Source organism: Granulicella arctica, assembly GCF_025685605.1.
In the GTDB taxonomy this organism is placed as follows: Bacteria; Acidobacteriota; Terriglobia; order Terriglobales; family Acidobacteriaceae; genus Edaphobacter; species Edaphobacter arcticus.
Genome location: NZ_JAGTUT010000001.1, coordinates 1 through 24,661 on the forward strand (window position 1 = coordinate 1; position 24,661 = coordinate 24,661).

The 24,661-nt window shown below is 57.7% G+C and carries 21 protein-coding genes and 1 pseudogene; 14 read left to right on the top strand and 8 right to left on the bottom strand.

Annotated elements, in window-relative coordinates; all coding sequences use genetic code 11:
- Nucleotides 1-1,412 (bottom strand): annotated as a pseudogene (locus OHL20_RS00005) (hypothetical protein); the annotation flags it as partial.
- Nucleotides 1,413-1,660: 248 nt separating this feature from the next.
- Here OHL20_RS00005 and tssK point away from each other — a divergent pair.
- The 6 genes from tssK (at nucleotide 1,661) to OHL20_RS00035 (ending at nucleotide 9,588) form a co-directional block, all read left to right on the top strand.
- A complete protein-coding gene (gene tssK, locus OHL20_RS00010; RefSeq protein WP_263381167.1) occupies nucleotides 1,661-3,016 on the top strand; it encodes a type VI secretion system baseplate subunit TssK in 1,356 nt (451 codons plus the stop codon).
- Nucleotides 3,013-3,762, top strand: a complete 750-nt coding sequence (locus tag OHL20_RS00015) for a DotU family type IV/VI secretion system protein (RefSeq protein ID WP_263381168.1) — start codon at nucleotides 3,013-3,015, stop codon at nucleotides 3,760-3,762. The genes tssK and OHL20_RS00015 overlap by 4 nt, the downstream gene beginning before the upstream one ends.
- Nucleotides 3,759-7,181, top strand: a complete 3,423-nt coding sequence (locus OHL20_RS00020) for an ImcF-related family protein (RefSeq protein ID WP_263381169.1) — start codon at nucleotides 3,759-3,761, stop codon at nucleotides 7,179-7,181. The genes OHL20_RS00015 and OHL20_RS00020 overlap by 4 nt, the downstream gene beginning before the upstream one ends.
- Before the next feature lie 63 nt (nucleotides 7,182-7,244).
- Complete coding sequence (locus OHL20_RS00025; protein WP_263381170.1) at nucleotides 7,245-8,000, top strand: Stp1/IreP family PP2C-type Ser/Thr phosphatase; 756 nt, start codon at nucleotides 7,245-7,247, stop codon at nucleotides 7,998-8,000.
- Between the two features lie 190 nt (nucleotides 8,001-8,190).
- Nucleotides 8,191-9,369 carry an alginate lyase family protein gene (locus OHL20_RS00030; RefSeq protein WP_263381171.1) on the top strand — a complete coding sequence of 393 codons (1,179 nt, stop codon included), beginning with the start codon at nucleotides 8,191-8,193 and terminating at the stop codon, nucleotides 9,367-9,369.
- Nucleotides 9,370-9,402: 33 nt separating this feature from the next.
- On the top strand, nucleotides 9,403-9,588 hold the full coding sequence (locus tag OHL20_RS00035; protein WP_263381172.1) for a hypothetical protein: 186 nt from the start codon (nucleotides 9,403-9,405) through the stop codon (nucleotides 9,586-9,588).
- A 2-nt stretch (nucleotides 9,589-9,590) separates the two neighbouring features.
- Here the strand turns inward: OHL20_RS00035 and OHL20_RS00040 are convergent, their stop codons facing one another.
- On the bottom strand, nucleotides 9,591-10,448 hold the full coding sequence (locus OHL20_RS00040) for a 2OG-Fe(II) oxygenase (RefSeq protein WP_263381173.1): 858 nt from the start codon (nucleotides 10,446-10,448) through the stop codon (nucleotides 9,591-9,593).
- A 175-nt stretch (nucleotides 10,449-10,623) separates the two neighbouring features.
- Here OHL20_RS00040 and yiaK point away from each other — a divergent pair, with 175 nt between their 5' ends.
- The 7 genes from yiaK (at nucleotide 10,624) to OHL20_RS00075 (ending at nucleotide 17,228) form a co-directional block, all read left to right on the top strand.
- Nucleotides 10,624-11,625, top strand: a complete 1,002-nt coding sequence (gene yiaK, locus OHL20_RS00045) for a 3-dehydro-L-gulonate 2-dehydrogenase (RefSeq protein ID WP_263381174.1) — start codon at nucleotides 10,624-10,626, stop codon at nucleotides 11,623-11,625.
- 105 nt (nucleotides 11,626-11,730) lie between these two features.
- Nucleotides 11,731-12,738, top strand: a complete 1,008-nt coding sequence (locus tag OHL20_RS00050; protein ID WP_263381175.1) for a FecR domain-containing protein — start codon at nucleotides 11,731-11,733, stop codon at nucleotides 12,736-12,738.
- A 113-nt stretch (nucleotides 12,739-12,851) separates the two neighbouring features.
- Nucleotides 12,852-13,682 carry an ATP-dependent sacrificial sulfur transferase LarE gene (gene larE / locus OHL20_RS00055; protein WP_396271445.1) on the top strand — a complete coding sequence of 277 codons (831 nt, stop codon included), beginning with the start codon at nucleotides 12,852-12,854 and terminating at the stop codon, nucleotides 13,680-13,682.
- 28 nt (nucleotides 13,683-13,710) lie between these two features.
- Nucleotides 13,711-15,039, top strand: coding sequence for a nickel pincer cofactor biosynthesis protein LarC (gene larC, locus OHL20_RS00060; RefSeq protein WP_263381177.1), 1,329 nt, complete (start codon nucleotides 13,711-13,713; stop codon nucleotides 15,037-15,039).
- Entirely contained in the window at nucleotides 15,036-15,791 is a 756-nt protein-coding gene (larB, locus tag OHL20_RS00065; protein WP_263381178.1) for a nickel pincer cofactor biosynthesis protein LarB, read from the top strand. The genes larC and larB overlap by 4 nt, the downstream gene beginning before the upstream one ends.
- Before the next feature lie 56 nt (nucleotides 15,792-15,847).
- A complete protein-coding gene (locus OHL20_RS00070) occupies nucleotides 15,848-16,876 on the top strand; it encodes an aldo/keto reductase (RefSeq protein WP_263381179.1) in 1,029 nt (342 codons plus the stop codon).
- A gap of 100 nt (nucleotides 16,877-16,976) precedes the next feature.
- Nucleotides 16,977-17,228 (top strand): hypothetical protein, encoded by a 252-nt coding sequence (locus OHL20_RS00075; RefSeq protein WP_263381180.1) that lies wholly within the window; start codon nucleotides 16,977-16,979, stop codon nucleotides 17,226-17,228.
- Between the two features lie 11 nt (nucleotides 17,229-17,239).
- Here OHL20_RS00075 and OHL20_RS00080 read toward each other — a convergent pair whose 3' ends face one another.
- The 4 genes from OHL20_RS00080 to OHL20_RS00095 form a co-directional block, all read right to left on the bottom strand.
- On the bottom strand, nucleotides 17,240-18,016 hold the full coding sequence (locus OHL20_RS00080; protein ID WP_263381181.1) for an SDR family NAD(P)-dependent oxidoreductase: 777 nt from the start codon (nucleotides 18,014-18,016) through the stop codon (nucleotides 17,240-17,242).
- 2 nt (nucleotides 18,017-18,018) lie between these two features.
- On the bottom strand, nucleotides 18,019-18,528 hold the full coding sequence (locus tag OHL20_RS00085) for a gluconokinase (protein WP_263381182.1): 510 nt from the start codon (nucleotides 18,526-18,528) through the stop codon (nucleotides 18,019-18,021).
- Nucleotides 18,529-18,530: 2 nt separating this feature from the next.
- The gene (locus OHL20_RS00090; RefSeq protein WP_263381183.1) at nucleotides 18,531-19,793 is read right to left on the bottom strand and encodes a tagaturonate epimerase family protein; all 1,263 of its coding nucleotides are present in this window, start codon (nucleotides 19,791-19,793) and stop codon (nucleotides 18,531-18,533) included.
- 89 nt (nucleotides 19,794-19,882) lie between these two features.
- The gene (locus tag OHL20_RS00095; RefSeq protein WP_263381184.1) at nucleotides 19,883-21,160 is read right to left on the bottom strand and encodes a lactate racemase domain-containing protein; all 1,278 of its coding nucleotides are present in this window, start codon (nucleotides 21,158-21,160) and stop codon (nucleotides 19,883-19,885) included.
- Nucleotides 21,161-21,299: 139 nt separating this feature from the next.
- Between OHL20_RS00095 and OHL20_RS00100 the strand changes: the two genes are divergently transcribed.
- Nucleotides 21,300-23,099, top strand: a complete 1,800-nt coding sequence (locus OHL20_RS00100) for a S53 family peptidase (protein ID WP_263381185.1) — start codon at nucleotides 21,300-21,302, stop codon at nucleotides 23,097-23,099.
- Nucleotides 23,100-23,161: 62 nt separating this feature from the next.
- On the opposite strand, the gene OHL20_RS00105 is transcribed toward OHL20_RS00100, so the two are convergent.
- Both OHL20_RS00105 and OHL20_RS00110 read right to left on the bottom strand, forming a co-directional pair.
- Nucleotides 23,162-23,797 carry a flavin reductase family protein gene (locus OHL20_RS00105; RefSeq protein WP_263381186.1) on the bottom strand — a complete coding sequence of 212 codons (636 nt, stop codon included), beginning with the start codon at nucleotides 23,795-23,797 and terminating at the stop codon, nucleotides 23,162-23,164.
- Between the two features lie 83 nt (nucleotides 23,798-23,880).
- Nucleotides 23,881-24,627, bottom strand: coding sequence for an alpha/beta hydrolase (locus OHL20_RS00110; RefSeq protein ID WP_263381187.1), 747 nt, complete (start codon nucleotides 24,625-24,627; stop codon nucleotides 23,881-23,883).
- Between the last annotated feature and the right edge of the window lie 34 nt (nucleotides 24,628-24,661).

Here is a 24,661-nt window from a genome sequence, read left to right on the forward strand (position 1 = left end):
GGATGCATAGGTTCCACTTGCGGCTGCTTGTCCAAAGCCTGGAACATCTGCGTGAACGAACCTGGCGCGGCGGCCAGAGGAGCAGAGGTGATGGACGGTTTCACAGCCTCACTCGCCTGGGGTAAGTCATGACGCTCCGTCACGCCGACAGGCGACGGCTGCACATCAAGCGTCCTGAACATCTGCGTAAACGAAGGTGGCGCGGCGGAGGGTTGAGCGAGACTCTCGCTCTTGACAGGAACCGTATCGAGGCTCTCCGAAGGAAATGACTGAGTCGGAGGGTCTGTGCTGAGCGCCGAGGTTGGCGCCACGACTGCTTGCTCGTCAAGTGTCTTGAACATCTGTGTAAACGAACCAGATGGGGCAGCGGCAAGCATACTCGAACCGGAGGATACGTTGGCTGCACTCTCGGAAGTCGCGGAATGCTGCGCAGACGGTACAGGTAGCCGCCGTTCCTCTGGCTGTACACCTACAGCTTGAAACATCTGCGTGAAGGATCCAGGTAAAGGTGGAGCTTCCAATGAGTGCGCGACGGGAATGACCGCTGACTCCTCGGCGTGCGAACCTTTTGTTTCGATAGATTTCGGATCAAACCCCGCGAAGAGTTGCGTGAATGAGACCGGGGTCTCAGCGGTAGGCGACTTTTCTGCAGGCACGGCGGGGGAGTTCTGGGAAATAGTAGTGGCTGCTGCTATTTTGGCTTGCCTTGCATTCTCCAAAGCACGGAGGGCAGATTGAACTGTCGACTCCGGCACCGCAGCAGGGGGACCCGACGGTTCAATCGCGGCGCGAGTGGGTTCCCAGTCGCCCACAGAAGGCGAGGGCGCTGTTGCTAATGGAGCTTCGGACGAGTCAATGGTTTTTAACAGTTGAGTGATCGACACCGCTGTTGCCGAAGTCGGCAGGGGTGGAGCGGCTATCGCTGGCGCTACCTGAACGGGTGTGATTGCTTCCGGCTTGAGCTGCTCGTAGTTCAGCGCACGTAAAAGCTGAGTGAATCCTCCTGAGGAGGGTTTGGTCGCTACAGGGGGCTGCGCTGCTGCAGTTGGCGGGGGGTCCTGCGCCTTTGCTGACGCAGGCGACGATCGGAGCAGTTGCAGCATTGGATCAGAACCGTCAGCCGAGGAGGCATCGGCCTTGAAGACCACTTCGTGAACAATCGGCGGTGGCGTTCTACTTTGCAGCGGCTCGGACGCAACTTGAGGCGGAGGTGCCGACTTTACCGATTTGGGAAGAGCGGCAGGAATCTCACGAACTGTCGACCACTCCGAAACCTGAGATGGAGGAATTGTTCCAAATATGTCCGTGGCGCTGCCTTGGGACGGAGGTGCGCTCGCTCCATTATTCTCGGTCTGGACGGGCTTCTGTCCCGCGTCGTCGGCGTCTGTATTGGAGAATCGATCGGGGTTCAATTCCTACTCCATCGCGTGTATCGTGCGTTGCAGAATAATAATCGCTTTTCACAACGATTACTTGACACCCACCTTGAAGATTCCTAGTATACCGCTACAGTCAAAGAAGATTTTTCTGCATAGTTACATCTTCGAGCAGTTCGATAAGTCGTTCGCATGAGACGATTACCCGAGCGGATTTAACCACTCTACTTTGCACCTTCGGCACTGATGCCTTCACTTAACTCGCCGAGTAATGGATCGCCCCTATGAAGTTTTTGTCTCGCGTTGTCTGGTCAGAGGGGATGCATCTTGGTCCACATCACTTCCAGACGCAGAGCCGCTACTTCGAGGATTCACTCTGGTTCCACAGTGCCAGCCTCCGGCGCAATCCTTGGGGCCTGATCAGCCTGTCGCTGGACACAGAAGCCATCCGTAACGGCAATGCTGTCCTTCGTTATGCTTCCGGAATCTTTCCAGACGGCCTGATCTTTGATATTCCGGACAGCGATCCGCCTCCGCCTGCCGTAAGTCTTCGCGACCTCTTTGCGGCAACCGACAGCGAGATCATCCTTTTCCTGGCTGTTCCGAAGCGGAGCAACAAGGGTTTTGACTGTGATGTTGACGGAGCGCGCACGACGGCTCGCTACCATTCCGTAGACCGTTCCTTGAGCGATGAGACCATCGGACAGGATGAGTATGTCGTTGCCTTCGGGAATAAGAATCTGACTCTTTGCAGCGAGGCCCAGGTTTCCGCCGAGAGCATCGCATTTCCGATCGCACGCATACGCCGCGACGGCAAAGGCGGATTTCTGGCTGACCCGGACTTCATCCCGCCTTGCCTTCGTATCAGCGCCAATGAAAGCCTCCTGCTGCTTCTCAAGCGCCTCGTCGAATCTCTCAATGAGCGCATGAAGACCGTCACTCGCAACAAACGCCGCGAGGGCCAGTTTGAAGCGGGAACCTCTGCACTTGATGTCTCGAACTATTGGTTTCTTCACGCCCTCTGCTCCTCCATCCCAGCGCTTCAACAACATCTTGAGGCCAAGCGGAGCCACCCGGAAGAGTTGTACGTCGATCTTGCCCGGCTCGCAGGTTCTCTTTGCACCTTCTCACTCGAGTCGAATCCGAGCGATATCCCGGCGTACTCTCACTTAAATCTTTCAGGCGTCTTCCAAGCGTTGGATGATCATATCCGTCGGCACCTGGAGATCATCGTTCCTTCGAACACAGTGACACTCGACTTCCAAAAAGCTGGATCATACATTCATGTTGCGACCGTCCAGGATGAGCGCTGCTTCCGTAGGTCCCGCTGGATCTTTGGCATTCGGTCAAGTCTGGGCGAAGCGGAGCTTCTTCGCATGACGCCGCAGCTTGTGAAGATCTGTTCCGCCGAGGGGGTCGCCAAACTCGTGCAACGTGCCCTTCCCGGCCTTGAACTGCTTCACCTCGCCGTCCCCCCGTCGTCTATCTCGGCCGAGGCCGACATGCACTATTTCAGCGTCAGCGCTGCTGGAGCCTGTTGGCAGCATATTCTGCAGACGAAGCAGGTCGGCGTCTATCTGCCGGGCGATATCCGAGGCGCGTCCTTTGAAGTGATTGTGATTCTGGAGGCAAACGCATGACCTCGCCCCCGCCCGTCAGTGTGGCACTTCCCGTAGCGCGGACCAACAGCCTTGCGCTCTCCTTTCAGGATGTCGTCACCGTAATCCTGCGGATGCGCTACGGCACCCAGCGCGTCGCCGACGCAGCAGGCTTCCGTGCCAGCATTCGCAAGATGATCGCAACAGCCGTCCAGGAGGTGCGCAGCCTTGGCTACTCGGATGCGACCAGCCACATGGCCCTTTATGCCATCATCGGCTTCCTTGATGAGAGCGTTTTGAACTCTCAGGATCCGACCTTCGCGGATTGGGCACGGCGGCCTTTGCAAGAGGAGATGTTTGGCGGCCACTTCGCCGGTGAAACCTTCTTTCGACAGGTATCCGATCTGCTGAATGCGCCCGAGTCCTCCGAGGTCGCCGATGCACTTGAGCTACATGCCATCTGTCTCCTGCTGGGCTATCGCGGCAAGTACGCCTTTGGAGACCATGGTGAGATTCACGGCATCCTGAGCCGCATCCGCGACAAGATCATCCGTATTCGCGGACCGTTCGCCATGGCTCGTCTCTCGGAGGTTCCCGCAATACAGCTTGCAGCCAAGCGCGACAAATGGATTACGGCGCTCTGGGCGACCGCCGCAGTGCTTGTTCTGCTGATCGTGATTCTCTTTGCCATTTACACACTGACCCTTGGGTCCGGCCTCGGCGGCATCCAGCAAAGCGCCATGCTTCTTTTTGTTCCCGCCTTTCGCAGCATGAGGATATCTCTGTGAAACGCATCTGGATCGTCATTCTCGGCTTCGTGATCTACCTGCTGATCGTTGTAGGCACAGGCTTTCTACTTCATCTGCAAGGTTCGAAGCTTGTTTTTTTCATCGTTATTCTGGCTTTGCTTGGCGCAGCAGCTTGCGCAGTCATTCTCTGGTACCTGAAGAAGACCGCCCCGCCTGAGGAGACTGGCGAGGAGAGCAGCGCCACGGATATGGGCAACCTCGATGCCCTGCTCCGTGACGCAGATGCGAAGCTAAAGCAGGCTGGTCGCACAGGTGCCAAGTCGCTTTCGGCGATGCCGCTCATCTATGTGATCGGCGACGAAAACTCGGCCAAGACGCAGACGATCCTGCAGTCAGGCCTTGATCCTGAAGTACTTGCGGGACAGGTTTATCGCGATCAGGTAGTTGCTCCGACGCAACTCGCAAACATCTGGCTTACAGGTTCCGCAGCAATCGTTGAGGCGGGCGGCGCACTCCTCAGACAGCCTGCGCTCTGGCAGAAACTGGTGAAGCTTACTGCGCCGGGAAAGATCGGCGCGGCATTCTCGAAGTCGGCTCTTCAGCCTACGCGGGCCGTAGTCATCTGCGTCAGCATGGAACGTATCCTCGCGCCAAGCACCAGCGAACAGATCCGTGCGCTCGCGCAGACGTTGAACGAGCGTTTGCGTCAGGTCTCGCAGACGCTGGGTATTTCGCTACCTGTGTATGTTCTCTTTACCAAGCTCGACACCGTCTCGGCGTTTGCTGAGTACACGGCAAACCTGACGCAGGATGAAGTCAGGGTTCCGCTTGGCTCGATGCTTGCTCGTCTTGAGACAGGCGCTGGGCTTTACGCCGAACGGGCTGCCACACAGATCGGCACTCGCTTTGACGAGGTAGCTTACCTGCTGTCGGAGTTTCGGCTGGAATTGCTGGCTCGCGGTGGAGAGGCTCCTGCACTTGCTCGCTCCTATGAGTTTCCTCGTGACCTTCGCAAACTGCGAGCCGGGATCGTGGACTTCCTGGTTGAGATTGCGCGACCGAGTCAGCTAGGCGTCAATCCGTTTCTCCGCGGCTTTTTCTTCTCAGGCATGAGGGCTCATATTGTTGAGGATGTTCTCTCGGTGGGAGCACAGCAGTCTGCGCCGACACCTATCGTCGATGCTGGCGCTACGCGGGTCTTCTCCTTCTCGGCTATGCAACAGGCAGCGCCTGCGCCGGTTCACCGGAGTTCCTCGCGCAAGGTGGCACAGTGGGCTTTCCTTCCCTACTTCTTTACACGGCTTGTTCTTTCCGACAAGACTGCCCTTGAGAGTAGCCGGGCAAGCACGAAGGTTTCGGGCGTCAAGCGGGTATTCATTGCCTGTCTCTGCGGCATTCTTGGCCTCTACCTCATCCTGCTGACGATCTCCTTCTTCAAGAACCGGGAGCTTGAGGAGCGCGCTGCCGCAGCCACGAAGCATGTCTCCCTGATGACCGGTAAGGACGTAGCTTCGGTCGCCGAGCTACAGACACTTGATCAGCTTCGCCAGGTTCTGGTCGAGCTGGACGATTATCACAAGAACGGCGCTCCGTTGATGTATCGCTGGGGACTCTACCGGGGCAACGATCTTCGCATTGCAGCTTGCCATGCTTACGGGCAGCGGTTCTACAAGTTGCTGCTCGCGCAGACGCAGGCAAACATCGTGACGAAGCTATCCGCTTTACCTGTCAAAGCGGCTCCAACGGACGAATACCAGGCCAGCTACAAGCCTCTGAAGGCGTGGCTGATTACTACTTCAAACCCAGACAAAAGCACAACTGACTTCCTTCCTCCGGTGCTTGATGGTGAGTGGACTGCAGGAAGGTCGATCACTCCCGAGACGCAGCAGCTTGCGCAGAACCAGTTTGACTACTACGCTGCGGCGCTGACCGAGCGCGATGAGAAGGAGCCGCAATCGTGTCTGGCAGCGCTCGGTGGTGCAAAGCCGGACATGACGCTCGTGGCGAACACGCGAGGTTATCTGAACAGCTTTCAGGGGATCGATCATGTGTATCTGAGCATGAAGGCTGCAGCAGATCGCAAGTTTCCGGCGATCGAGTTCAAGAAGCTTTATCCGAACTCCGTCGGTCTGGTAAGCGCGCCAACGATCGTTGACGGAGCGTTCAGCAAGAACGGTTTCGCGTTTATGCAAGATGCCATCTTGCATCCTGACCAATACCTGACGGGCGAGGAATGGGTGACTGGACCAACGACCGGAACGGTTGATCGAGCAACGATGGCGTCGCAGTTGCCTCCGCGCTATCAGGAGGACTTTCTCACGGCGTGGCGAACCTTCCTCAAGACGGCGAACGTAAACGGCTTCGGCAGTATCGAGGATGGAGCGAAGCGTCTCCATGAGCTTGATGGACCTGCTTCGCCGCTGCTGCAGATATTCGGCGTCGTGTCGCGGAACACCTCAGTGCCGATTCCAGCGTTCTCGCAGCCCTTTCAGGCTCCGCAATCGATCGTTCCGCCGGGAAATGGACCCGCTGTGAATCCTGGCTACAGCGAGAAGCTAATCGCGATCGAACAGGCGATTCACCAGATGCTCTCGAGCCCTGCGACTGCAGACGATCCGACGCAGGTCAATGGCGCTGTCGCAACGGCTTACAGTGCAGTCAGTACCATGCGCGGCGGTTTCCAGCCTCCTGATCCGGCCGGAATCGCTGACTCAAACTCCGAGCGGCTTCTTCGGCAGCCGATTCGCCTGATCGAAGACTTGGCAAGTAAGGCTTCTGCGGGCGGACCAAACAAGGCTGGTGCAGCGATGTGCAAGGCTGCGACGGGTGTTCTTGGGGCGTTTCCGTTCAATCCGGATGCCAAGACGGACGTGTCGCCAGAAGATGCTGCTGCCTTCTTCGGTCCAACTGGGCCGATTGCGGCCTTCGTTGCGACGCAGTCGAAGCTCATTGCCTTCAATGGGACTCTCTACACTCCTGCGTCATCGCAGCCAGTTACTCCTGCCTTGCTCGCCTTCTTGAACACGACCCATGCGGTCGCTGCGACACTCTTCGCGAATGGAAGCACACAACCAGCGATCACCTTCACGATCGCTCAGGAGAAGGCGAATGACCTTTCGCCTGCGACGCTTGAGATTGACGGACAGACACTGGCGAACATCGGCGTTCCTAACCGCGTGAACTGGCAGTATCGTCCGCAGGGCGCTGTGAAACTTACAGGTTCTGGGCAGACGAAGAACAACTTCGGGCCTTGGGCAATCTTCCACTTCGCCTATGGGGCAAAGCACCCTACGCCGAATAAGCTGCAATACATCTTCCAGAACAATGGGATCACTGAGAAGACTCCCAGCGGAACGGACATCATCTACCAGTTCGACATCGAAGATAGTGGGGCGAAGCTACTGAATCCTGACTTCATGCGACGGCAACTGCGTTGTGTTCCGACGGTGGTGAAATGAACGTCTTAACTGCACGACTTTCCTCCAGATCGTCTACCTCCATGAGTTCGACAGGAGCATTGCGTGGCTATTAAGGTGGAGTTTGCAGCCCTGACCGATGTGGGTTGTGTCCGCACCAACAATGAGGACTCCTTTGGGTACGATCTTGGCCGACAGATCTACGTTGTGTGCGATGGAATGGGCGGAATGGCTTCCGGAGAGGTCGCGAGCCAGATGGCTGTAAGCACTTTTCTGGACGTCGTTGCGACGAACGATCGGAGTGTTCCGGTCGAGATGACGCTTCACCAGGCGATCATGTCCGCGAATGACACGGTCTATCGAACGGGAACGATGCCTCAGCACAAAGGCATGGGAACGACACTCGTGGCTGCTTGCGTCGACGATGGCAAGCTGTATATCGGGAATGTTGGCGACAGTCGGGCTTACATGATTCAGAACGGTCAATGTATGCAGCTTACGGTTGACCATTCGTACTTGAATGAACTCATTCGGACTGGCGCTGTTGCGGTCGAAGATGCTGGAACGGTCGACTTGAAGGGTATGGAATCTGTCATTACGCGGGCTGTTGGCGTTACGGCAACGATTGATCCGGACTTCTTCGCGGTGGATCTGACTGCTGGCGATATTGTGCTGCTTGCCTCCGATGGTCTTACGCGGTATCTGAATGCTTCAGATATTGGTGTGCTCGTGACTGCGGGAGATTTGAATCGGTCATGTGAGCATCTGGTTGCGATCGCCAAAGAACGTGGCGGAGCAGATAATATTACCGTTCTCCTTCTCCATATTGCAGATGTACAGAGTGAATTGCTGCCAGCCTAACGAGGGGTTTTTGTTCCTGGCAGGGGTACCCCTACCCCCCGTACATGAAGTACGAAAGTATTCAAAACAAAGATGTTAGGTGCGGACTCAGGTGCGACGGGCGGCGTACCCTTATAGGGTCACGGGCGCGCACTGTGGCCGCGGGGAGAAGCCATCTGTCAAGTGTGATAAGGTTCAGCCGAAGTGCGGCATGACTGATTTACCTTACTCTCCGATGACTCGCCGTGCCTTCTGCACAGGCTCTGCCGTCGTGCTTGCTGGCGGACATCAGGCACTGATGTCGCAGCCAGCTTCGCTCTATGGGTCGGTCCGGCCGAACGTTGCTGCGATCGATCACGACCGCATTCTTGCTGCCGCTGATCGTGCGCTCAAGATTCTGCCGGCTCCTCTTTCGGCGATTCCGGCACCAAAGTCTCCGGGAAGTCGGCAGGACTTCTACTCGGAGGCCGGCGAGGCTTCGCCGTTCACCGCTCATCGGGATGCTGTTTTTGCGCTGAGTCGACAGGTTGCGGCGCTGGCTGCGGCGTTTCGAGTGACGCACGAAGAGCGGTACGCTGCCCATGCGGTCCTGCATTTGCACGCCTGGTTCGTTGATCCTGAGACCCAGATGACGCCAGCGCTTGCGTACGGATCGGTCGCTTCTGCGGTCGGCAAGGCTGATCCTAAGCCCGGCTTCGAAGGGGTTCTGGACACTGTGTTCTTTGCGGAAGTGGCGCAGGCGATCTTCACGCTGAGTACGTCGCAGGCCCTGTCACCCGACGAGATGGCCGGACTCAAAGGGTGGTTCGCGAGCTATCTACAGTGGTTGACGGAATCACGGCAGGCGGGGCTGGCCCGCGATCAACGGGACCACCACGGGAGTTCATGGCTTCTGCAGGCGGCTTCGTACGCTCGGCTGACGGGCAACGATGCCGTGCTGTCTGACCTGCGGCATCGTTTCAAGACGGCTACGCTGCGGGCGCAGATTGTGGCTGACGGCAGTTTTCCGCGCGAGCTGATGACGCCTTATCCCTATCGCAATTCCCTCTTCAACCTGGACATGCTGACGGCATCGTGTGAGTTGCTGTCGACACGCTTCGAGAGCCTATGGGAGTTTGAGCTTCAGGATGGGCCAGGGATGCACATCGTGATGGCACGTCACTTTCCGTTTATGCAGAATCGTCGGTCGTGGCCATATCGAGCCGATCTAACGCATTTTGACGATCTTCCGGTCAGAAATCCGAGCCTGCTCTTTGCGGCGAAGGCGTATATTCGGCCGGAGTATGCCGAGCTTTGGAAGACGCTGAATCCCGACCCAATCGTGCCGGAGATCGAGCGGACGTTCCCGATTAGCCAGCCATTGCTTTGGATTGATCGTCCGCGCTCCTGAGAAGTGCATCTGATGGAGTAGAGGAACACACGCATGTCGTTTGACAATCACCAGAGAGCGCAGGAGCTTCACCTGACTGCCGCGCACGCGCACACCGCAGCCGCAACAGCGCACGGCAAGGGCGATCACCTTACTGCACACGAGATGTCGCGGCAGGCCCATGAACACTCGACCCACGCCTTCGAGGCGTCGAAGAAGGCAGCGGAGGACAAGTCTTAGAGCTACTTCTTGTGGAACCAGCCGTTGAGGACGACGCGGCTCGAGAGAACATCCTCAGCGCTTGACTCGACGGGTGTGACCTCGTGGAGGCGGTCCGACGGAAAGAAAACAGCACAGTTCCTTCTGGGAATGATGCGGGTGAAACCCTGGCCGAGCGGGGGTTCGTCGTGAAGCAGCAGGTCGCCGCCCGTGAAGCCTTTCGGCTCGTCGTGGATAAACCAGACGACTGTCAGGACGCGCCCGTTGTCGACGCTTGGGGCGTTATCGCGGTGGAGCGTGTATTTCCCACCTGAGGCATAGGCGATTGCTTCGACCTCATCCTTGATTTCCGAGATAAGTTCGAGGCCAAGCCGTTCAACGACATTTTGCGCACGGATATGGTTCCAGAAGAACTCGCGGGTCATCTCGCGGAACTGATCGTCCGCGCGAACGTAGACTGCAGCACGGGCGTTGACATCGACACGCTGTTTTTCGTTGTGGCCGACGGTGGCGACGGCGAATCGGTCACGTCGATCCTCGATTGCTTTGCGAATCTTGACGAGTTCTTCGTCCGGCGCGAGATTGTGAACGAGGACGAAGGGCACCACGCCGTCAGCGTCGCTCACAGGAGTTGTGGTGGTTCCCTGCATGAGATCCCGCATCACCTTTGCGCTGATCTCTTCGGGATGGAGATCAGCGTAGGTGGCGAAGGCCTCTCCGGCTGCCTTGAGGTCGCCGAGAGCACGATCAAGTTCGGCCAGACGCCAGAGAATACGGCTGTCTTTCTGGGCTTCGTAGGCGGCTGCTGTGGCATCGCGAAACTTGCCCAGCAGTCCGGGCGAGAGCATTTTGGGAACAGCGGAAGGTACGACGACAGTCACAGGGTCACCACGGTGCTAAGAGTAGGATTTCTGGACGACTTTACCATGCCGGAAGTCTCAACTTGAATCAGCGAGCCATGCAGGCTTGGTTCGCTGAACCTCGGAGGTCGGGCCTAATATCCAACCAGCAAAAAGAAGCAGAGACAAAAAAGGAGTTTGGACAGATTCTAAGAGGATGATCCGTATCCCGTTTGACGACCTCTATGCGGCCCTGCACAGGGCGATGCTTGACCTTGGACTGGCTGGAGAGCGAGCAGCGCTCTGTGCGCGTCTGTTTGCAGAAACGACGCGTGATGGCGTCTACAGCCATGGCCTGAATCGCTTTCCGCGGTTTACGACGATGGTCAAGAACGGAAGCATCAACGTCCATGCGGAGGCTGAGCGGGTCGGAGCGTTTGGGGCGCTGGAGCGTTGGGAGGGGCACTTCGGGCCGGGAAATCTCAATGCCCACTCGTGTATGAACCGAGCGATTGAGCTTTCGCGGGTACATGGAATGGGGGCGGTGGCGCTGGCCCATACAACGCACTGGATGCGTGGAGGGACCTACGGCTGGCTTGCTGCGGAGGCGGGTGTCTTCGGCGTGTGCTGGACGAATGCGATGCCGAACCTGCCGGCGTGGGGCGGGACGAACGCAGCGCTGGGAAACAATCCGCTGGTGCTTGCGGTGCCGCGTCGGGATGGCCCGGTGGTGCTGGATATGGCGATGTCTCAGTTTTCGTATGGAGCGTTGGCAGGCTACATCAAGCGCGGCGAAGAACTTCCTGTGGCGGGAGGTTATGACGCAGCAGGTGAACTGACGCGGGATGCGGTGGCGATTGAGGCGACGCAGCGAGCGCTGCCGATCGGGTACTGGAAGGGCTCGGGGCTGGCGATCATGCTGGATCTCTTTGCGGCGATGCTCTCCGGCGGGCAGGCTACGCATGAGATCTCAAGCGATCCGCAACGGGAGGCCGGCGTGTCGCAGTTTTTTCTGGCAATCGATCCTTCGAGCTTTGCTGGCGTGGAGGAGTTTGAGCGGATCGCCGATGGGATACTGGCGTCGGTGAGAGAGTCGGCGCGTGTGGATGCAGGGAAGGCGGTGCGCTATCCGGGGGAGCAGACGCTGTTCCTGCGTGAGGAGAATCTTCGGCTAGGAGTTCCAGTAGACCCGGATCTTTGGGAGAAGTTGCGAGTTTGAGAAGAGGAATTACAGAACAAAGACGCGGAGCTTGAACATGTCCGTTATTCGGCCAGAATGTGACGTTTTTCCTTTAGAACCATCTACTTATGCAGAGGTTCCAAGATGCCAAGGCCGAATGTAACTCTTATGCTCACCCTGGCGACTATGTTGGTTCCTGCCTTCGGGCAAGGAGCTAACCCAGCCCGCCCAGGGACTCTCAACTATATCGAAGGACAGGCCTCGCTCGAAGGTCATCAACTTTCTCCACGTTCTGTCGGTCATGCGGAGCTTCAACCGGGACAGTATCTGGCTACCGCGGCTGGGAAGGTGGAAATACTGCTGACGCCGGGTGTGTTTTTGCGACTCGATAACAACAGCACGGTCAAGATGATTTCGCCGGACCTGATGCATACCGAGGTGCAACTCTCGCAGGGTCGGGCGAGTGTTGAGGTGGATCAGATCTACAAGCAGAACAACCTGTTGGTCGATTTGACGAACGGACAGGCGCAGTTGCTGAAGCCGGGTTTGTACGAGTTCGACGCTACTGCGAATACAGTTCGGGTTTATGACGGCAAGGCTGCCGTGTTTACCAGTCTCGTGCCTAAGACGAACGAGAAGGCGATCGACGTAAAGGGTGGTAAGCAGTTAACCCTGGTCGGCGAGGTTGTGAAGCCGGTCGGGTTCAACAAGGATAAGACGTCAGCTACGGATCCGCTCTACAACTGGAGCAGTCTGCGATCGTCGTATCTTGGTGAGTCGAACGTTGATCTTGCATCGTCGTACGGTGGCGGGGGATATGCCCCAGGATGGGCTTGGAACCAGGCTGACTATGGCTACACATGGCTTCCCGGCGGTGATGATTTCTTCTTCAGCCCGTTTGGGTATGGCTTCTACTCCCCGTATTACGTCTATGGGGGTGGATTTATCTACGGCGGCTATCGTGGTGGGTACGGTGGGTATCGTGGTGGCTACGGTGGTCGCGGTGGCTACGGAAATCGTGGTGGTGTAGCCGGCGCGCATGCTGCAGGTGCTGGTGGCGGCGGCTTCCACGGAGGTGGTGGTGGCGGCTTCGGTGGGGGTGGCGGCGGTGGTATGCACGGTGGCGGTGGTGGTGGCGGCGGTCATCGCTAACGGCCGCTGAAGTAAGGGGAGAGTCTCGGAGGGTTCGAGTCTCTCCCCTTTTTGCTTTACCTGGAGAGCACCCAAAATCCTGCCTGCCTCATCTGACCTACAATCGAATGCACATGAATTTGATGGCTAAATCCGCGCTGCTTCACAGAACCCTGGAAGAGCTTGGCTCGGTGTTGGTGGCTTACTCGGGTGGGACGGATTCGGCGTTCCTGGCGCATGCGGCGCATGAGGCACTCGGGGAGCGGGTGCTGGCGGTGATCGCTGATTCTGCCTCACTGCCGCGTACGGAGTTAGCGGCAGCGCTGGAGTTTACGGCTAGCAAGGGTATTCCGACCCATATTCTGAGCACGCATGAGTTGGAAAATCCTGATTATCAGCGGAATGATGGCCAGCGATGTTTCCACTGCAAGGATGAGCTGTTTACACAGATGGAGGCGTTCCGGGCGGTACGTGGGTTTGCGCACCTCGCGTATGGGATGAACCTGGATGATCAGGGAGAGTTTCGACCCGGTCAGCAGGCGGCGGCAATGCATCATGCGGTCGCTCCGCTGGTCACGGCTCAGTTGACGAAGGCGGAGATTCGCATACTGGCGCAGCAGGCTGGATTGCGCATCTGGGACAAGCCTGCTTCGGCCTGCCTGGCGTCGCGGGTGGAGTACGGACGGGCGGTTACGCGCGAGACCCTGGGCCAGGTGGAGTTGGCGGAAGAGGCGCTGCACCGATTGGGCTTTCGTCAGGTACGCGTGCGTCACCATGGGGACCTGGCTCGAGTCGAGATTGCCCGGGAGGAGTTGGCGGGTGCGCTTGATCTGGTGATGTTGGATCGGATGACGGTGGCTATACGGGCTGTTGGTTTTCTTTATGTCACGCTGGATATGCAGGGGTATCGATCGGGTTCGATGAACGATGTGCTGCCAGTTTCGGCGATTAGCTCGGCTCTTTGATCAAGCTTCTAGAAGGATGTTGCGGCTCATGCGTATTGCTTATCTCGACTGCTTCGCCGGTATTAGCGGCGATATGTTTCTTGGTGCGTTGATCGATGCGGGGGTTGATCCGCAGGTACTTCACACGGCGACTGCGGCTCTTGGGCTGGGAGCTTCGCTTCGGGTGGAGACGGTTGACCGAAGTGGAATCTCTTGTACGAAGGTGCATGTGCTTGAGGGTGAGCGGCTGGCCGAAGATGCACCGAAGGTTGCTAAGGCACACACTCATGACCATGACGATGGACACACGCATCAGCATCATCCTCGGACGCAGCATGAGCATAAGATCGGCCACGCACATACGCATGATGATGAACACACGCATCAGCATAGTCATGGACGCTCGCTCACGGTGATTCGAGGGTTAATCCAGTCAGCTGCGTTGGCTGCGCCGGTGAAGAGCCTGGCGATACGAGCGTTTGAGTTGCTGGGGGCGTCCGAGGCGAAGATTCACGATGTGCCGGTAGAGCAGATTCACTTCCACGAGGTGGGGGCGGTGGATGCGATCGTCGACATCGTGGCGGCTTCCGCTGGCATTCATGCGCTGGGCGTGGATCGGTGGCATTGCAGTCCATTGAATGTCGGGGGCGGTATGGTGGATTGTGCGCATGGGCGCTTCCCCGTGCCTGCGCCTGCTACGGCAGATCTCTTGAAGGGTATTCCGACCTACTCGGCAACGGTGCAGATGGAGTTGGTGACGCCTACGGGTGCGGCCTTAGTGCGTGCGCTGGAGTGCAGCTTTGGGCAGCAGCCAGCAATGCAGGTAGAGAAGATCGGGTATGGCGCAGGATCGCGGAATCCGGCGGGATTTCCGAATGTGTTACGGCTGAGCGTAGGGGAGGCTGATGAGAAGTCTCTGCAAAGCGGCGCCTCGGACACGGTGATGGTGCTGGAGACAGCACTCGATGATCTGAGCCCGCAGATACTGGCCCATGTGACGGAGACGGCGCTGGCGCTGGGTGCTCTCGACGTAATGTGTACAGCGGTACAGATGAAGAAGGGGCGGATGGGGACGCTGCTGACTGTGCTCGCGGACGAGATGCATGCCCCTGCGCTGGAGAGATTGCTGTTGCGCGAGACGACGACGCTGGGCATACGCGCTCATCGGGAGCATCGGTCGTGTCTTGATCGCTCTTTTGTTAGCGTCACGACGGAATTTGGGGAGATACGGATCAAGGTGGGCTCACTGCGGGGCGAGGAATTGAATGCCGCGCCAGAGTTTGAGGATTGCCGGAGTGCGGCTACGGCACATAAGGTTCCGGTGAAGCAGGTGATCCAAGCGGCTACAGCAGCTTACTTGAACGGGAAGGCGCGATGAATCCGAGTTCCCTGCTCACTCTGCTGGCTGAGGTTCAGCGAGGCACGATAACGCCGGATGAGGCTTCAGCGCGTCTAGCTAATCTGCCGTTTGAAGACTTAGGGTACGCGAAGATCGACCACCATCGTAGCCTCCGAAGCGGGCTGCCGGAGGTGATCTTCGCCGCCGGGAAGACGCCGGAGCAGACAGCTGAGATCTTCGCCCGGATGGCAGCGGCAGGCACCGACGTGATTGCCACGCGGGCTTCGATGGAGGCGTTTGAGGGGGTGCGAGCGCTTGTTCCTGCGGCGAGTTATGAGGCTGTGGCACGGATCATTACGCTTAGAACCTCTACTGCCGAGGCTTCGAAGGGGACGATCGCGGTGGTTTGTGCGGGAACCAGCGATCTGCCGTTTGCGGAGGAGGCTGCGATTACGGCTGAAGTCTTTGGGACTATCGTGACGCGTCTCTACGACGTGGGGGTGGCGGGCATTCATCGTTTACTGGCACAGCGGGACGCACTTACGGCTGTCGATGTGGTGATCGTATGTGCGGGGATGGAGGGTGCCTTGCCTTCTGTCGTCGGCGGTTTGGTGGCTGTCCCGGTGATCGCTGTGCCAACGAGCGTGGGGTATGGAGCCTCGTTTGGGGGTGCGGCGGCGCTGTTGGGTATGCTGAACTCCTGCTCGCCAAATGTGACCGTCGTCAATATCGACAACGGTTTTGGCGCGGCTTATACGGCGACCTTGATTGCGCGGGCAGCACACAGGTAGCGCAGGACGTTTCGGTTGCATCCAATCTCGCAAAACGACGGACATGGGAGAAGAGCATGGAGCGCAGGGACTTTCTGAAATCGGCCACAGTAGCTGGCGTCGCGGCAGTAACAGGAGCGACTGCCTCGGCTGAAGCACAGGCACCGGCACGTACGCTGAACGCAGTTGCGCGGCCACAGTCGCCCGACATGGTCTACCGGCAGCTTGGGACGACAGGCGAAAAAGTGTCGGCGATCGGGATGGGCGGCTTCCATATCGGAAAGCAGGAGAATCCTGACGAATCGATCAAGCTGATCCACACCGCGATCGACCGTGGCATCACGTTTATGGATAACTGCTGGGACTATAACGATGGCACCAGCGAGGTGCGCATGGGCCAGGCCCTACGGAATGGCTACCGCGATAAGGTCTTCCTGATGACGAAGATCGATGGTCGGACGAAGTCGGAGTATAACAAGCAGTTGGAGCAGTCAATGGGGCGTCTGCAAACGGACGTGATCGACCTGGTGCAGTTTCACGAGGTGATCCGGATGGAAGATCCTGACCGGATCTTTGCGGTAGATGGAGCGCTTGAGGCGGCTGTTGCTGCTCGGCAGGCTGGCAAGATTCGGTACATCGGGTTTACGGGTCACAAAGATCCTTCAGTTCACCTGCGCATGCTGGAAATGGCTCAGAAGCATGGCTTCCACTTCGATACGGTGCAGATGCCGGTCAATGTGATGGATGCTCATTTCCGTTCGTTCACTCACGAGGTAATGCCGGTTGCGCTGAAGCAAGGGATTGGGGTGCTGGCGATGAAGACGTTTGGAGACAACTTCATTCTGAGCAGCAACACCGTCAAGCCGATTGAAGCTCTGCACTACGGGTTGACGCAGCCTGTCTCCGTGGTGATTACCGGAATCGACCGAATGGATATTCTTGATCAGGCGCTGGAGGCGGCGAGGACGTTCAAGCCAATGAGTCAGACCGAGGTAGCAAGTCTGCTGGGCCGGACGAAGGTGGCCGCGAGTGAAGGTAAGTTTGAGCTTTTCAAGACGACGTCACACTTTGATGGGACCGCCCAGAACCCAAAATGGCTTGGCTAAACAGGGCAAGTTACCAGGGTTTCCTGTTCTGTTTGTCTAACGCTTGCATCTCATGAGTACGCGAGTATATTGTTTGGGCGCGTAGCAAAGAGGTGTCACCATGCTTCCCTTTGATCGAAAGCCCTGGGCGAAAACAGTCGCGATGGTCGTAGTCATTCTGTCGTTTGTCGGTGCGATTTGCCTGGCGTTGTACTTCCGAAGTGTTGACTCACTGCACATCTCCGAGGTGGTCGGGATCTTCCTGCTGCTCCTGACGATTGTTCCGCCGAACGTGGCGATCCTGATGCGGAGGCCGGGCGAGCCAGAGAGCATGAACGCGCATCTGGGCCATAACCGTTCCACGGTGCGCTAGGCACGGCTTGTTTACTGGTTGACGCCGCTGGCAAGGAAGCCGCCATCTACCACGAGGATTTCGCCTGAGACGAAGGCGGACGCATCACTTGCCAGGAAGATCGCCGATCCCACCAACTCCTCTGTTTTGCCGAACCTGCCCATGGGTGTCCGCATCCTGAGTTCTTTGCCGCGCTCGCTCTTATCGAGCAGTTCTGCGTTGAGCGCGGTGCGGAAGACTCCGGGTGCGATGGCGTTGACGGTGACGCCGAGGGCGCTCCACTCAACGGCGAGCGACTTGGTGAGTGCGCCCACTGCCGCCTTACTGGCAGCGTAGGCGGTGACCTCTTTGAGCGAGACAAAGGTGTTGAGTGAGGCGATGTTGATAATGCGCCCATAGCCCCGTTCCAACATATGCTTGCCGAAGATCTGACAAGCCCGGAGAGTCCCGGTCACATTGGTGTCCATGATGTCGTTCCAGGTCTCTTCGGGAAAGTCGACCGTCGGAGCTCGCTTGATCTTGCCAGCGCAATTGATAAGTATGTCGACCTTGCCGAATACCTTGAGCGTTCCAGCTAGAAGCGCTTCAAGTGAGGAGCGATCTCCTACGTCCGAGGTGAGTCGCAGCGAGCGGACACCTCTGGACTCAATGGCGTTTGCGGCTTCATCGACCTGCTCGGCGCGGCGGGAGCTAGCAACCACGTCGGCTCCTGCTTCAGCGAGACCGATGGCCATGGCGAGGCCGATACCAGAGGTTCCGCCAACAACGACTGCGGTCTTTCCATGCAGATCAAACAAGGGGTGCGACATGGTTACGTCCTCTTCTCGTTACTTAGGTGAAGCGAAGTCATGATCTCCTGGACGACCTCTTCGGGGGTACGGTCGTTGAGGACGTGGAGGGCATTTTCAGGCACTTCAAGGGTGGCGAACTGGCTATCCAGAAGGGCTGGATTCATAAACTCGTGATGGCGTTTCTTGAGGCGCTCGGCGATCTGTTCCTTCGAGAGTTCAAGTGACACGAGGCGGATGATGGCTGGCGGAATGCCATCCATCAATGCGGCCCGGTACTTTTCCTTGAGAGCAGAGCAGGCGAGGACGCCTCCGGTGCCAGAGTCGAACCAGCCCTTCAGCAAGGAATGCAGGGTCTCGAACCACGGCTGGCGATCTTCATCGGTCAAGGCATGGCCAGCCGCCATCTTCTGCTTGTTCGCAGCGGAATGGTAGTCGTCGGCGTCGGCGAAGACAATTCCGGCGTGCTGAGCGAGAAGTTCACCGATCGTTGTCTTACCCGAGCCGCTTACCCCCATAAGGATGACGATCATGGTCAGAGCCCTAGAAACACTGGTTTGATGTGGCGCTCGAAGAGGTTCGTCGTGACGTTCTGCGCAACGATCTGCTCATTGGTCTCCAGGGCATCAAGGTATCGGGAGCCCATCTTCGCTGCAACCTTGAAGCCAACATGAAGAAGTTGGCGGAAGCTTGGGTTGTAGGCGGTGTTCGCCTGATCGTGGCGGAGGGCGGAGGTGAACTGCTCGCTCGTCCAGGCATCTACAAGCTCGGGCGTCGGTAGCTTCGCGGCGTCGATATCGATCACGGTGGCGTAAGGGGCGCAGAGTTCGGCGGCGTGCGCGTATGCCTCGGCGTAGACCTCTTTCGCGATGACGAGGCCGGAGCCGCCCGCTTCGGCGAGTCCGATAAGCTCCTCGAGCCATGTGGTTCCGGCGGTTTTGAGGTGGACGCCGGCGCCGAACTTCTTGACACTTTCGTGGATGGCTTTGTAGATCGAGAACTTGTCAGAGCCGGAGTGGACGCTTAGTTTGAGGTTCTCGGGCAGGCCGTAGGTTTTGATGGCAAAGGCGATGGCTGCCAGGTCTTCCTCAAATTCTTTGGTGAATTGCGCGACGTCGCCCACGTAATCTACACCCTTGTTGAAGCGGCCGGTGAACTTGGGCGCAATGGTCTGGATGGGGATCTTCTCGTCGGCGATTGCGGCAAGGATGATGAGCAGTTCGATCGGTGTCTGGGGGGAGTCGGTCTCGTCCATGGAGATCTCGGCGACAAAATTTCCTTCGCCTTTTCTCTCGACGAGGAGACGGTAGATCTCGCCGGCATGTTGGACGGCGGCGAGGAACTTGTTGGCTACGGATTCTACAAACGATCGATCGGTTTGAAAAGGTTCGGACGTGTTGGGGATGGTGACGGTGCCGAGCAGCTCAGGATGCCTTGTGATGAAGGTTGTAACGTCCTCTGGCTTTGCAGGCTGGCCGATGAGGTCGGCTACGTCGAGGGTGAAGAAGTCGCAGGGGGCCAGGAAGCGCTCGACCGTCTTGAGGTTGATGTGGTCGGCATCGAGGAAGTAGGGGCTGGTCCACCCAAGTTCTTTGATGGCTGCGTCTGCCGCGGTGCGGGTCTGTGCTGGCTCGGAGCCAATGATCGTATGCTCACGATTGGACTTGTTCCAGACGGGAACCACTTCAATACCTGCCTCTGCAGCCAACTGGCAGGCGGCAAGCTGGGCCTTTGCCTGATGAGCAAAGCGATCACCTACCCCGATTGAGAATCGGGGAATCTTCAATCCAACAGACATCACAAGACACCACTTTCCTGGAGACTACTGTTCTCTCCGTCGACCAAGCATACCGACTTGCGATCGTGAGCGGCAAACTGCGAGAGCAGCTAATCCTTAAACCGGCCTTCGTAGGCCCACAAGCCCAGACCGGGGTTGGAGATGTAGAAGATCTCCTCGCCATCGACACGGTTCCAGCCATCGTTAAGGAGTGCGGGGCTGTACTTCGCCATATATTGAGCGAGATCGCCGTACTGAAAGTGGACACTCTCGATCTCATCGCGGGTGAGGTGACCGGGGCAGTAACGAATGGTGAAGCGGCCTTCGCTTGAGCCGTGGATTAGATGCGCGGCTGCGCTGAGATTGGCGGCCAGGTCGGCATCCTGCTTCACGGCGTCCAGCGTGGCTGGGGTGCCACAGTAGCCATATTTTCGAATTAGCTTATCAATAGCAGCATCTTCGCCGAACTCGTGTACACCCGGCGCAAGGACGATCAACTCTGCGTCGTCGGCGAGAGCCATGCGGGTTCGATAGATGCTCTTGTTCCCGAGCCAGGTGCTGCGAAACTCGTGTGGGTCGAGGAAGACAACCGCCTTCTTGATCTCGCGATCCATCATCTGGAAGTTCACCTTGAGGCTGAGTCGGGCGGCATGCTCGAAACACTCCGCGTCGTCTCCTACGTACATGCCACGGATGACGAGTTTTCCAGCGGTATTCTTGCTGACAACTGTCTGGACATAGACCACCTGCGGGAGTTCATGGCCAAAGTGCTTGCTTGCATAGTTCAGGACGCGGCGGACTGGCGTGTCCGCACGGCCCATCATGCGCTCCATGCCGTAGACGGCACCAAGGAAGTGGGAGCGATGGATGCCCATGGCTCCGCCAGTTCCGATGAAGATGTTCTTGTTGCCGTTCGCCATGCCGACCACTTCGTGGGGAACAACCTGCCCGATCGAGAGGATGAGATCGTGACCGCCATCGCGCAGGAGGCGATTGACCTGCGCTGGCCAGGGGTAGTCGAGCTTGCCCTCGCTGACCTCGTGCATAAAGGTTGACGGGACTTCGCCCAGGGTGACGATGTCGTTCCGCCAGTCGTGGACACGGAAGAGCGACCGTGGAGTGTTGCCAAACATGGTGGCAATCTCATGGTCAGTCATTGGCTTATGGGTACCGAGGGCGGGAAGCACGTCGGTAAGGTACTCGTCGTAGAATTCGGCAGCCAACTCCGTCAGGACGCCACTCTGCGAGTGCATCCGGGTGAAGTCAGGAGGCACAATCATGACCTTTTCGCGGTGACCCAGGTTGTCGAGCGCGGAAAAAAGATTGCCCCGGATCTCTTCCGACGACATTTCGGTGGTGGGCGAGCCTGCTGCGAAAAATAAACTCATCGCCAATGATGGTACGCCGTGCTACTATCCGCCCTAGTACTTCATTTTAGGTTACGTTAGTAACGTTACTAGGCCAGTTAGCTGAGCCCTGCCCTCTCAGACACTTTCACTGCTCTGCACCTGAACTTTCGAGGTCTTTATGACACGCTCTACATCATCCGCCGTTCTAAGCCTGGCTGCGCTGAGCTTAGGCATTTTATCGAGTAGTACTTACGCTGCCGAGAGAGCCGTCCTCAAGGATCGTGTCGCGGCATCACAGCCGGTTGCTTTTGATGTCTATCTCCCCGTGCAAAATCGCGTTCAGCTTGAAAAGGATCTGCACGATCTAAACGATGCCAGTTCGGCTAAGTACCACAAATGGCTGACTCCGGCACAGTTCAACAGCCGCTATGCTGCGACGCCAGCGCAGGTCAATGCGATTCAAAGTCAGTTGAAGAGCTATGGTTTGCAAACGAGCGTCATGACCGCGCATCGCATCCATGTCACGGGATCGGCGACGTCTACTGAACAGGCTCTCGGCACTGTTCTAAAACAGGGGACCTTCAGCAATGGCAGGACCGTGGTAGCTGCAGCACAGCCGATGACCAAGCCTGCGGCCCTGCTAAGCACAAATGCCGTCATAACCGGGCTTTCCGGAACAGTTCGCATGCGGACGCACTCCCACCCGAAGGTCGTTCCTCAGAGCCGGACAGGAATCACTGGCGGATACTTCTTTGACGATTTGAAGCAGGCATACAGCTTTCCGAGCTACAAGAATTACACGGGCAAGGGCGTGACGATTGGCATTCTAAGCACTGGAGATTTCAACCAGGCTGATATGGATGCGTACTTCTCGGAGGAGAAGCTCACGACGCCGAGCTACACGACCATTCCCGTGGATGGTGGAGCACCGTTCGACGCAACCGCTTCCTTCGAGACGCACCTCGATCTACAGCAGAGTGGCGGTATGGCTCCGGATGCAAAGGTACTTCTCTACAACCTTCCTAGCCTCGCCGATAACTACATCATCGATGGACTCTCGCAAATTGTCACGGACAACAAGACTGACGTGGTCAGCATGTCCTTCGGCGCTGCAGAAGCTTTTTACACGGCTGACTACAACAGCGGTGAAGACCAGACGAATCTGCTGCAGGAGGAAGATGACCTGATGGCGCAGGGTAATGCCCAGGGGATCACGTTCATTGCATCCTCGGGCGACTCCGGCGCGCTCGCTTCATTCCCCGCATCCTGCTTCGATCCGACGGCTACTGCCTGCGGCGCAGTTGAGGCTGGAGCGCAGTTCCCCGCCTCGAGCCCCCATGTTACGGGCGTTGGCGGCACGAACCTGGTTACAACCTTCCTCGGCTTCCTTGGGGATCTCAGTTCAATCTATGTTCGCGAGAACGCCACTGCTGAGCCGCTGGTGAGCGACATCTTCTACGGCACAACCGCGACGGGCAGCTACTGGGGTTCGGGCGGCGGCGACAGCATTCTCTTTCCGAAGCCGCTGTTCCAGATCTTCACCGACACCGGTAATGCCAACTTCCGGACGGTTCCAGATGTCGCACTCCACATGGGCGGCTGCCCTGCTGGCGTTCTTGGCACCTGCAACCCAGAGGATAGCTTCGACTACATGACAATCGGCGGCCAATACTTCGGCGCAATCGGTACGAGCGCGGCGGCACCGGACTTTGCCGGACTTACGGCGCTGAACATTCAACGGCAAGGCCAACGACTCGGCAACGAGAACTACTACATCTATACGCTCGCGTTGCTGCAGAACCTTGGCTTGCCCATCAACGTCTTCAAGGGCAATATCCCAGGATTCAACGGGCTCTACAGCACCACACCAAAAGGCTACAACCGGGTTCTCGGGAACGGAACACTCAATGGGGTCAACTTCCTGCTGGCTCCGTTCAGCACTGTTGCCGGCACCCCACAGACACCTACTAATCCATAAGGTTGTGATGTGTCTGTTTGCAGAAGGGCCTTCGATCATTGAAGGCCCTTCTGCATGAGTGCCTACTTACTCTTTTGCCAGTCCTCGTAAGAAATTCTTGGGAGATGGATGAAGGCGTCGCGCGTTTTTACATATGCGCCTTGACCGTTCATTCGCCCGACCGCATGCAGGTCCTCTGAAAGAACATACGGTCCAGCCGGGTCTACGAATCGATCTTCTATATACATTGCGACAATCTTGCCGAGGATGATCCGAGAGCGGCCAATCTCGAGCGTAGTGAACTCCACACACTCCATGGCGGCATGTGCCTGCGCAAGTCGGGGAACACTGATGTGTTTCGAAGGCAAGGTGGTAAGACCGGCCATGTCGATCTCGCTGACGTCGGGTGGGAAGTCTGTCGCGCAGATATTCATCTGGTGCATCAGGTCTTCAGTGACGACGTTGATGACGAACTCACCAGTGCGTCGGATATTGCGTGCAGTGTCTTTGGGGATGAAGCCGCCGCCCGGCCGATCCATTGCGCCAATCCCAACGATTGGTGGATCAGTGCAGAGGTAGTTATAGGCGCTGAAGGGTGCAGCATTGAGGCCTCCATCCTCATTCCTACTCGTTACCAGCGCAATTGGCCGTGGGGCAATCAGCCCGATCATCAGGTTGTACGTTTCACGCGCTGTCAGCTTTTCCAGTTCGAAATCCATGCAGTCCTTTCGACTTACCGTGACCCGAAGCTTGAGCGATCAGCGGGTCACCTCTTTCGATGCGCATGCGAGATGCATATCTTCTACAGAAGCAACATGGCCCGCACTGTATGACGGATAACCGGCCAAACCGCGCTTTGTGGGTCGACAACATCGAAGTGGCCTGCGGATGGGACCATGTGAATCGTGACCTCGTCGCCTTGTCTTCGCGCCAACTGTGCCCACCGCGCGGGTAGCTCCGCTGGGATCTGACCGTCGTCGGTACCCTGAATGAGCACCTGTTGTGTCGAAAGGGGAAGCAGGTCCCCCGGATTGCCCGCGCGGTAACGATCGTCGGCGTAACGCGGACCTTCTCCCATAAGGCTGAAGACCTCCTGCTTATCGTGAGCGAAGCTGAAGTAGCCAGCAAGGTCGATCGTGAGTCGCAGATCGACTGCTCCTGCAAGCGAGATGAGACCATGGAGCCCGACGCGAGGTTGAGGATTGTAGATCGGGCTGTGCGGTTCAATGTGGTGCCGGCCTGCGAGCCAGAAGGCCAGGTGCGCCCCAGCGGAATGGCCCATTGCTATGACGCGAGACAGGTCCAGGGGATAGCTTTCGGCGAGGGCAGCGAGGTGGTCGAAGCCCGCGGCGGCGTCCTGAAAGGTTGTCGGCCATCCGCCTCCGCTTGAGCCGACCCTCCGATATTCGACGGACCAGACCGAAATTCCTTCCGCCTTGAGCGCGGCGCAGAGATGTCCACCGTAGTTGAGATCATAGGTGGACTGCCACCATCCGCCGTGAAAGAAGACGACTACCGGAGATCGACCTTGCGACCCCTGATTCGACATTGAAGGCAACCACAGATCGCCAAACTGAGATTCT

Coding starts and splice junctions, on each gene's coding strand:
- tssK (WP_263381167.1), top strand. CDS start 1,661: ATGAAGTTTTTGTCTCGCGTTGTCTGGTCAGAGGGGATGCATCTTGGT.
- OHL20_RS00015 (WP_263381168.1), top strand. CDS start 3,013: ATGACCTCGCCCCCGCCCGTCAGTGTGGCACTTCCCGTAGCGCGGACC.
- OHL20_RS00030 (WP_263381171.1), top strand. CDS start 8,191: ATGACTGATTTACCTTACTCTCCGATGACTCGCCGTGCCTTCTGCACA.
- OHL20_RS00035 (WP_263381172.1), top strand. CDS start 9,403: ATGTCGTTTGACAATCACCAGAGAGCGCAGGAGCTTCACCTGACTGCC.
- yiaK (WP_263381174.1), top strand. CDS start 10,624: ATGATCCGTATCCCGTTTGACGACCTCTATGCGGCCCTGCACAGGGCG.
- OHL20_RS00050 (WP_263381175.1), top strand. CDS start 11,731: ATGCCAAGGCCGAATGTAACTCTTATGCTCACCCTGGCGACTATGTTG.
- larE (WP_396271445.1), top strand. CDS start 12,852: ATGAATTTGATGGCTAAATCCGCGCTGCTTCACAGAACCCTGGAAGAG.
- larC (WP_263381177.1), top strand. CDS start 13,711: ATGCGTATTGCTTATCTCGACTGCTTCGCCGGTATTAGCGGCGATATG.
- larB (WP_263381178.1), top strand. CDS start 15,036: ATGAATCCGAGTTCCCTGCTCACTCTGCTGGCTGAGGTTCAGCGAGGC.
- OHL20_RS00070 (WP_263381179.1), top strand. CDS start 15,848: ATGGAGCGCAGGGACTTTCTGAAATCGGCCACAGTAGCTGGCGTCGCG.
- OHL20_RS00075 (WP_263381180.1), top strand. CDS start 16,977: ATGCTTCCCTTTGATCGAAAGCCCTGGGCGAAAACAGTCGCGATGGTC.
- OHL20_RS00080 (WP_263381181.1), bottom strand. CDS start 18,016: ATGTCGCACCCCTTGTTTGATCTGCATGGAAAGACCGCAGTCGTTGTT.
- OHL20_RS00085 (WP_263381182.1), bottom strand. CDS start 18,528: ATGATCGTCATCCTTATGGGGGTAAGCGGCTCGGGTAAGACAACGATC.
- OHL20_RS00090 (WP_263381183.1), bottom strand. CDS start 19,793: ATGTCTGTTGGATTGAAGATTCCCCGATTCTCAATCGGGGTAGGTGAT.
- OHL20_RS00095 (WP_263381184.1), bottom strand. CDS start 21,160: ATGAGTTTATTTTTCGCAGCAGGCTCGCCCACCACCGAAATGTCGTCG.
- OHL20_RS00100 (WP_263381185.1), top strand. CDS start 21,300: ATGACACGCTCTACATCATCCGCCGTTCTAAGCCTGGCTGCGCTGAGC.
- OHL20_RS00105 (WP_263381186.1), bottom strand. CDS start 23,797: ATGGATTTCGAACTGGAAAAGCTGACAGCGCGTGAAACGTACAACCTG.
- OHL20_RS00110 (WP_263381187.1), bottom strand. CDS start 24,627: ATGTCGAATCAGGGGTCGCAAGGTCGATCTCCGGTAGTCGTCTTCTTT.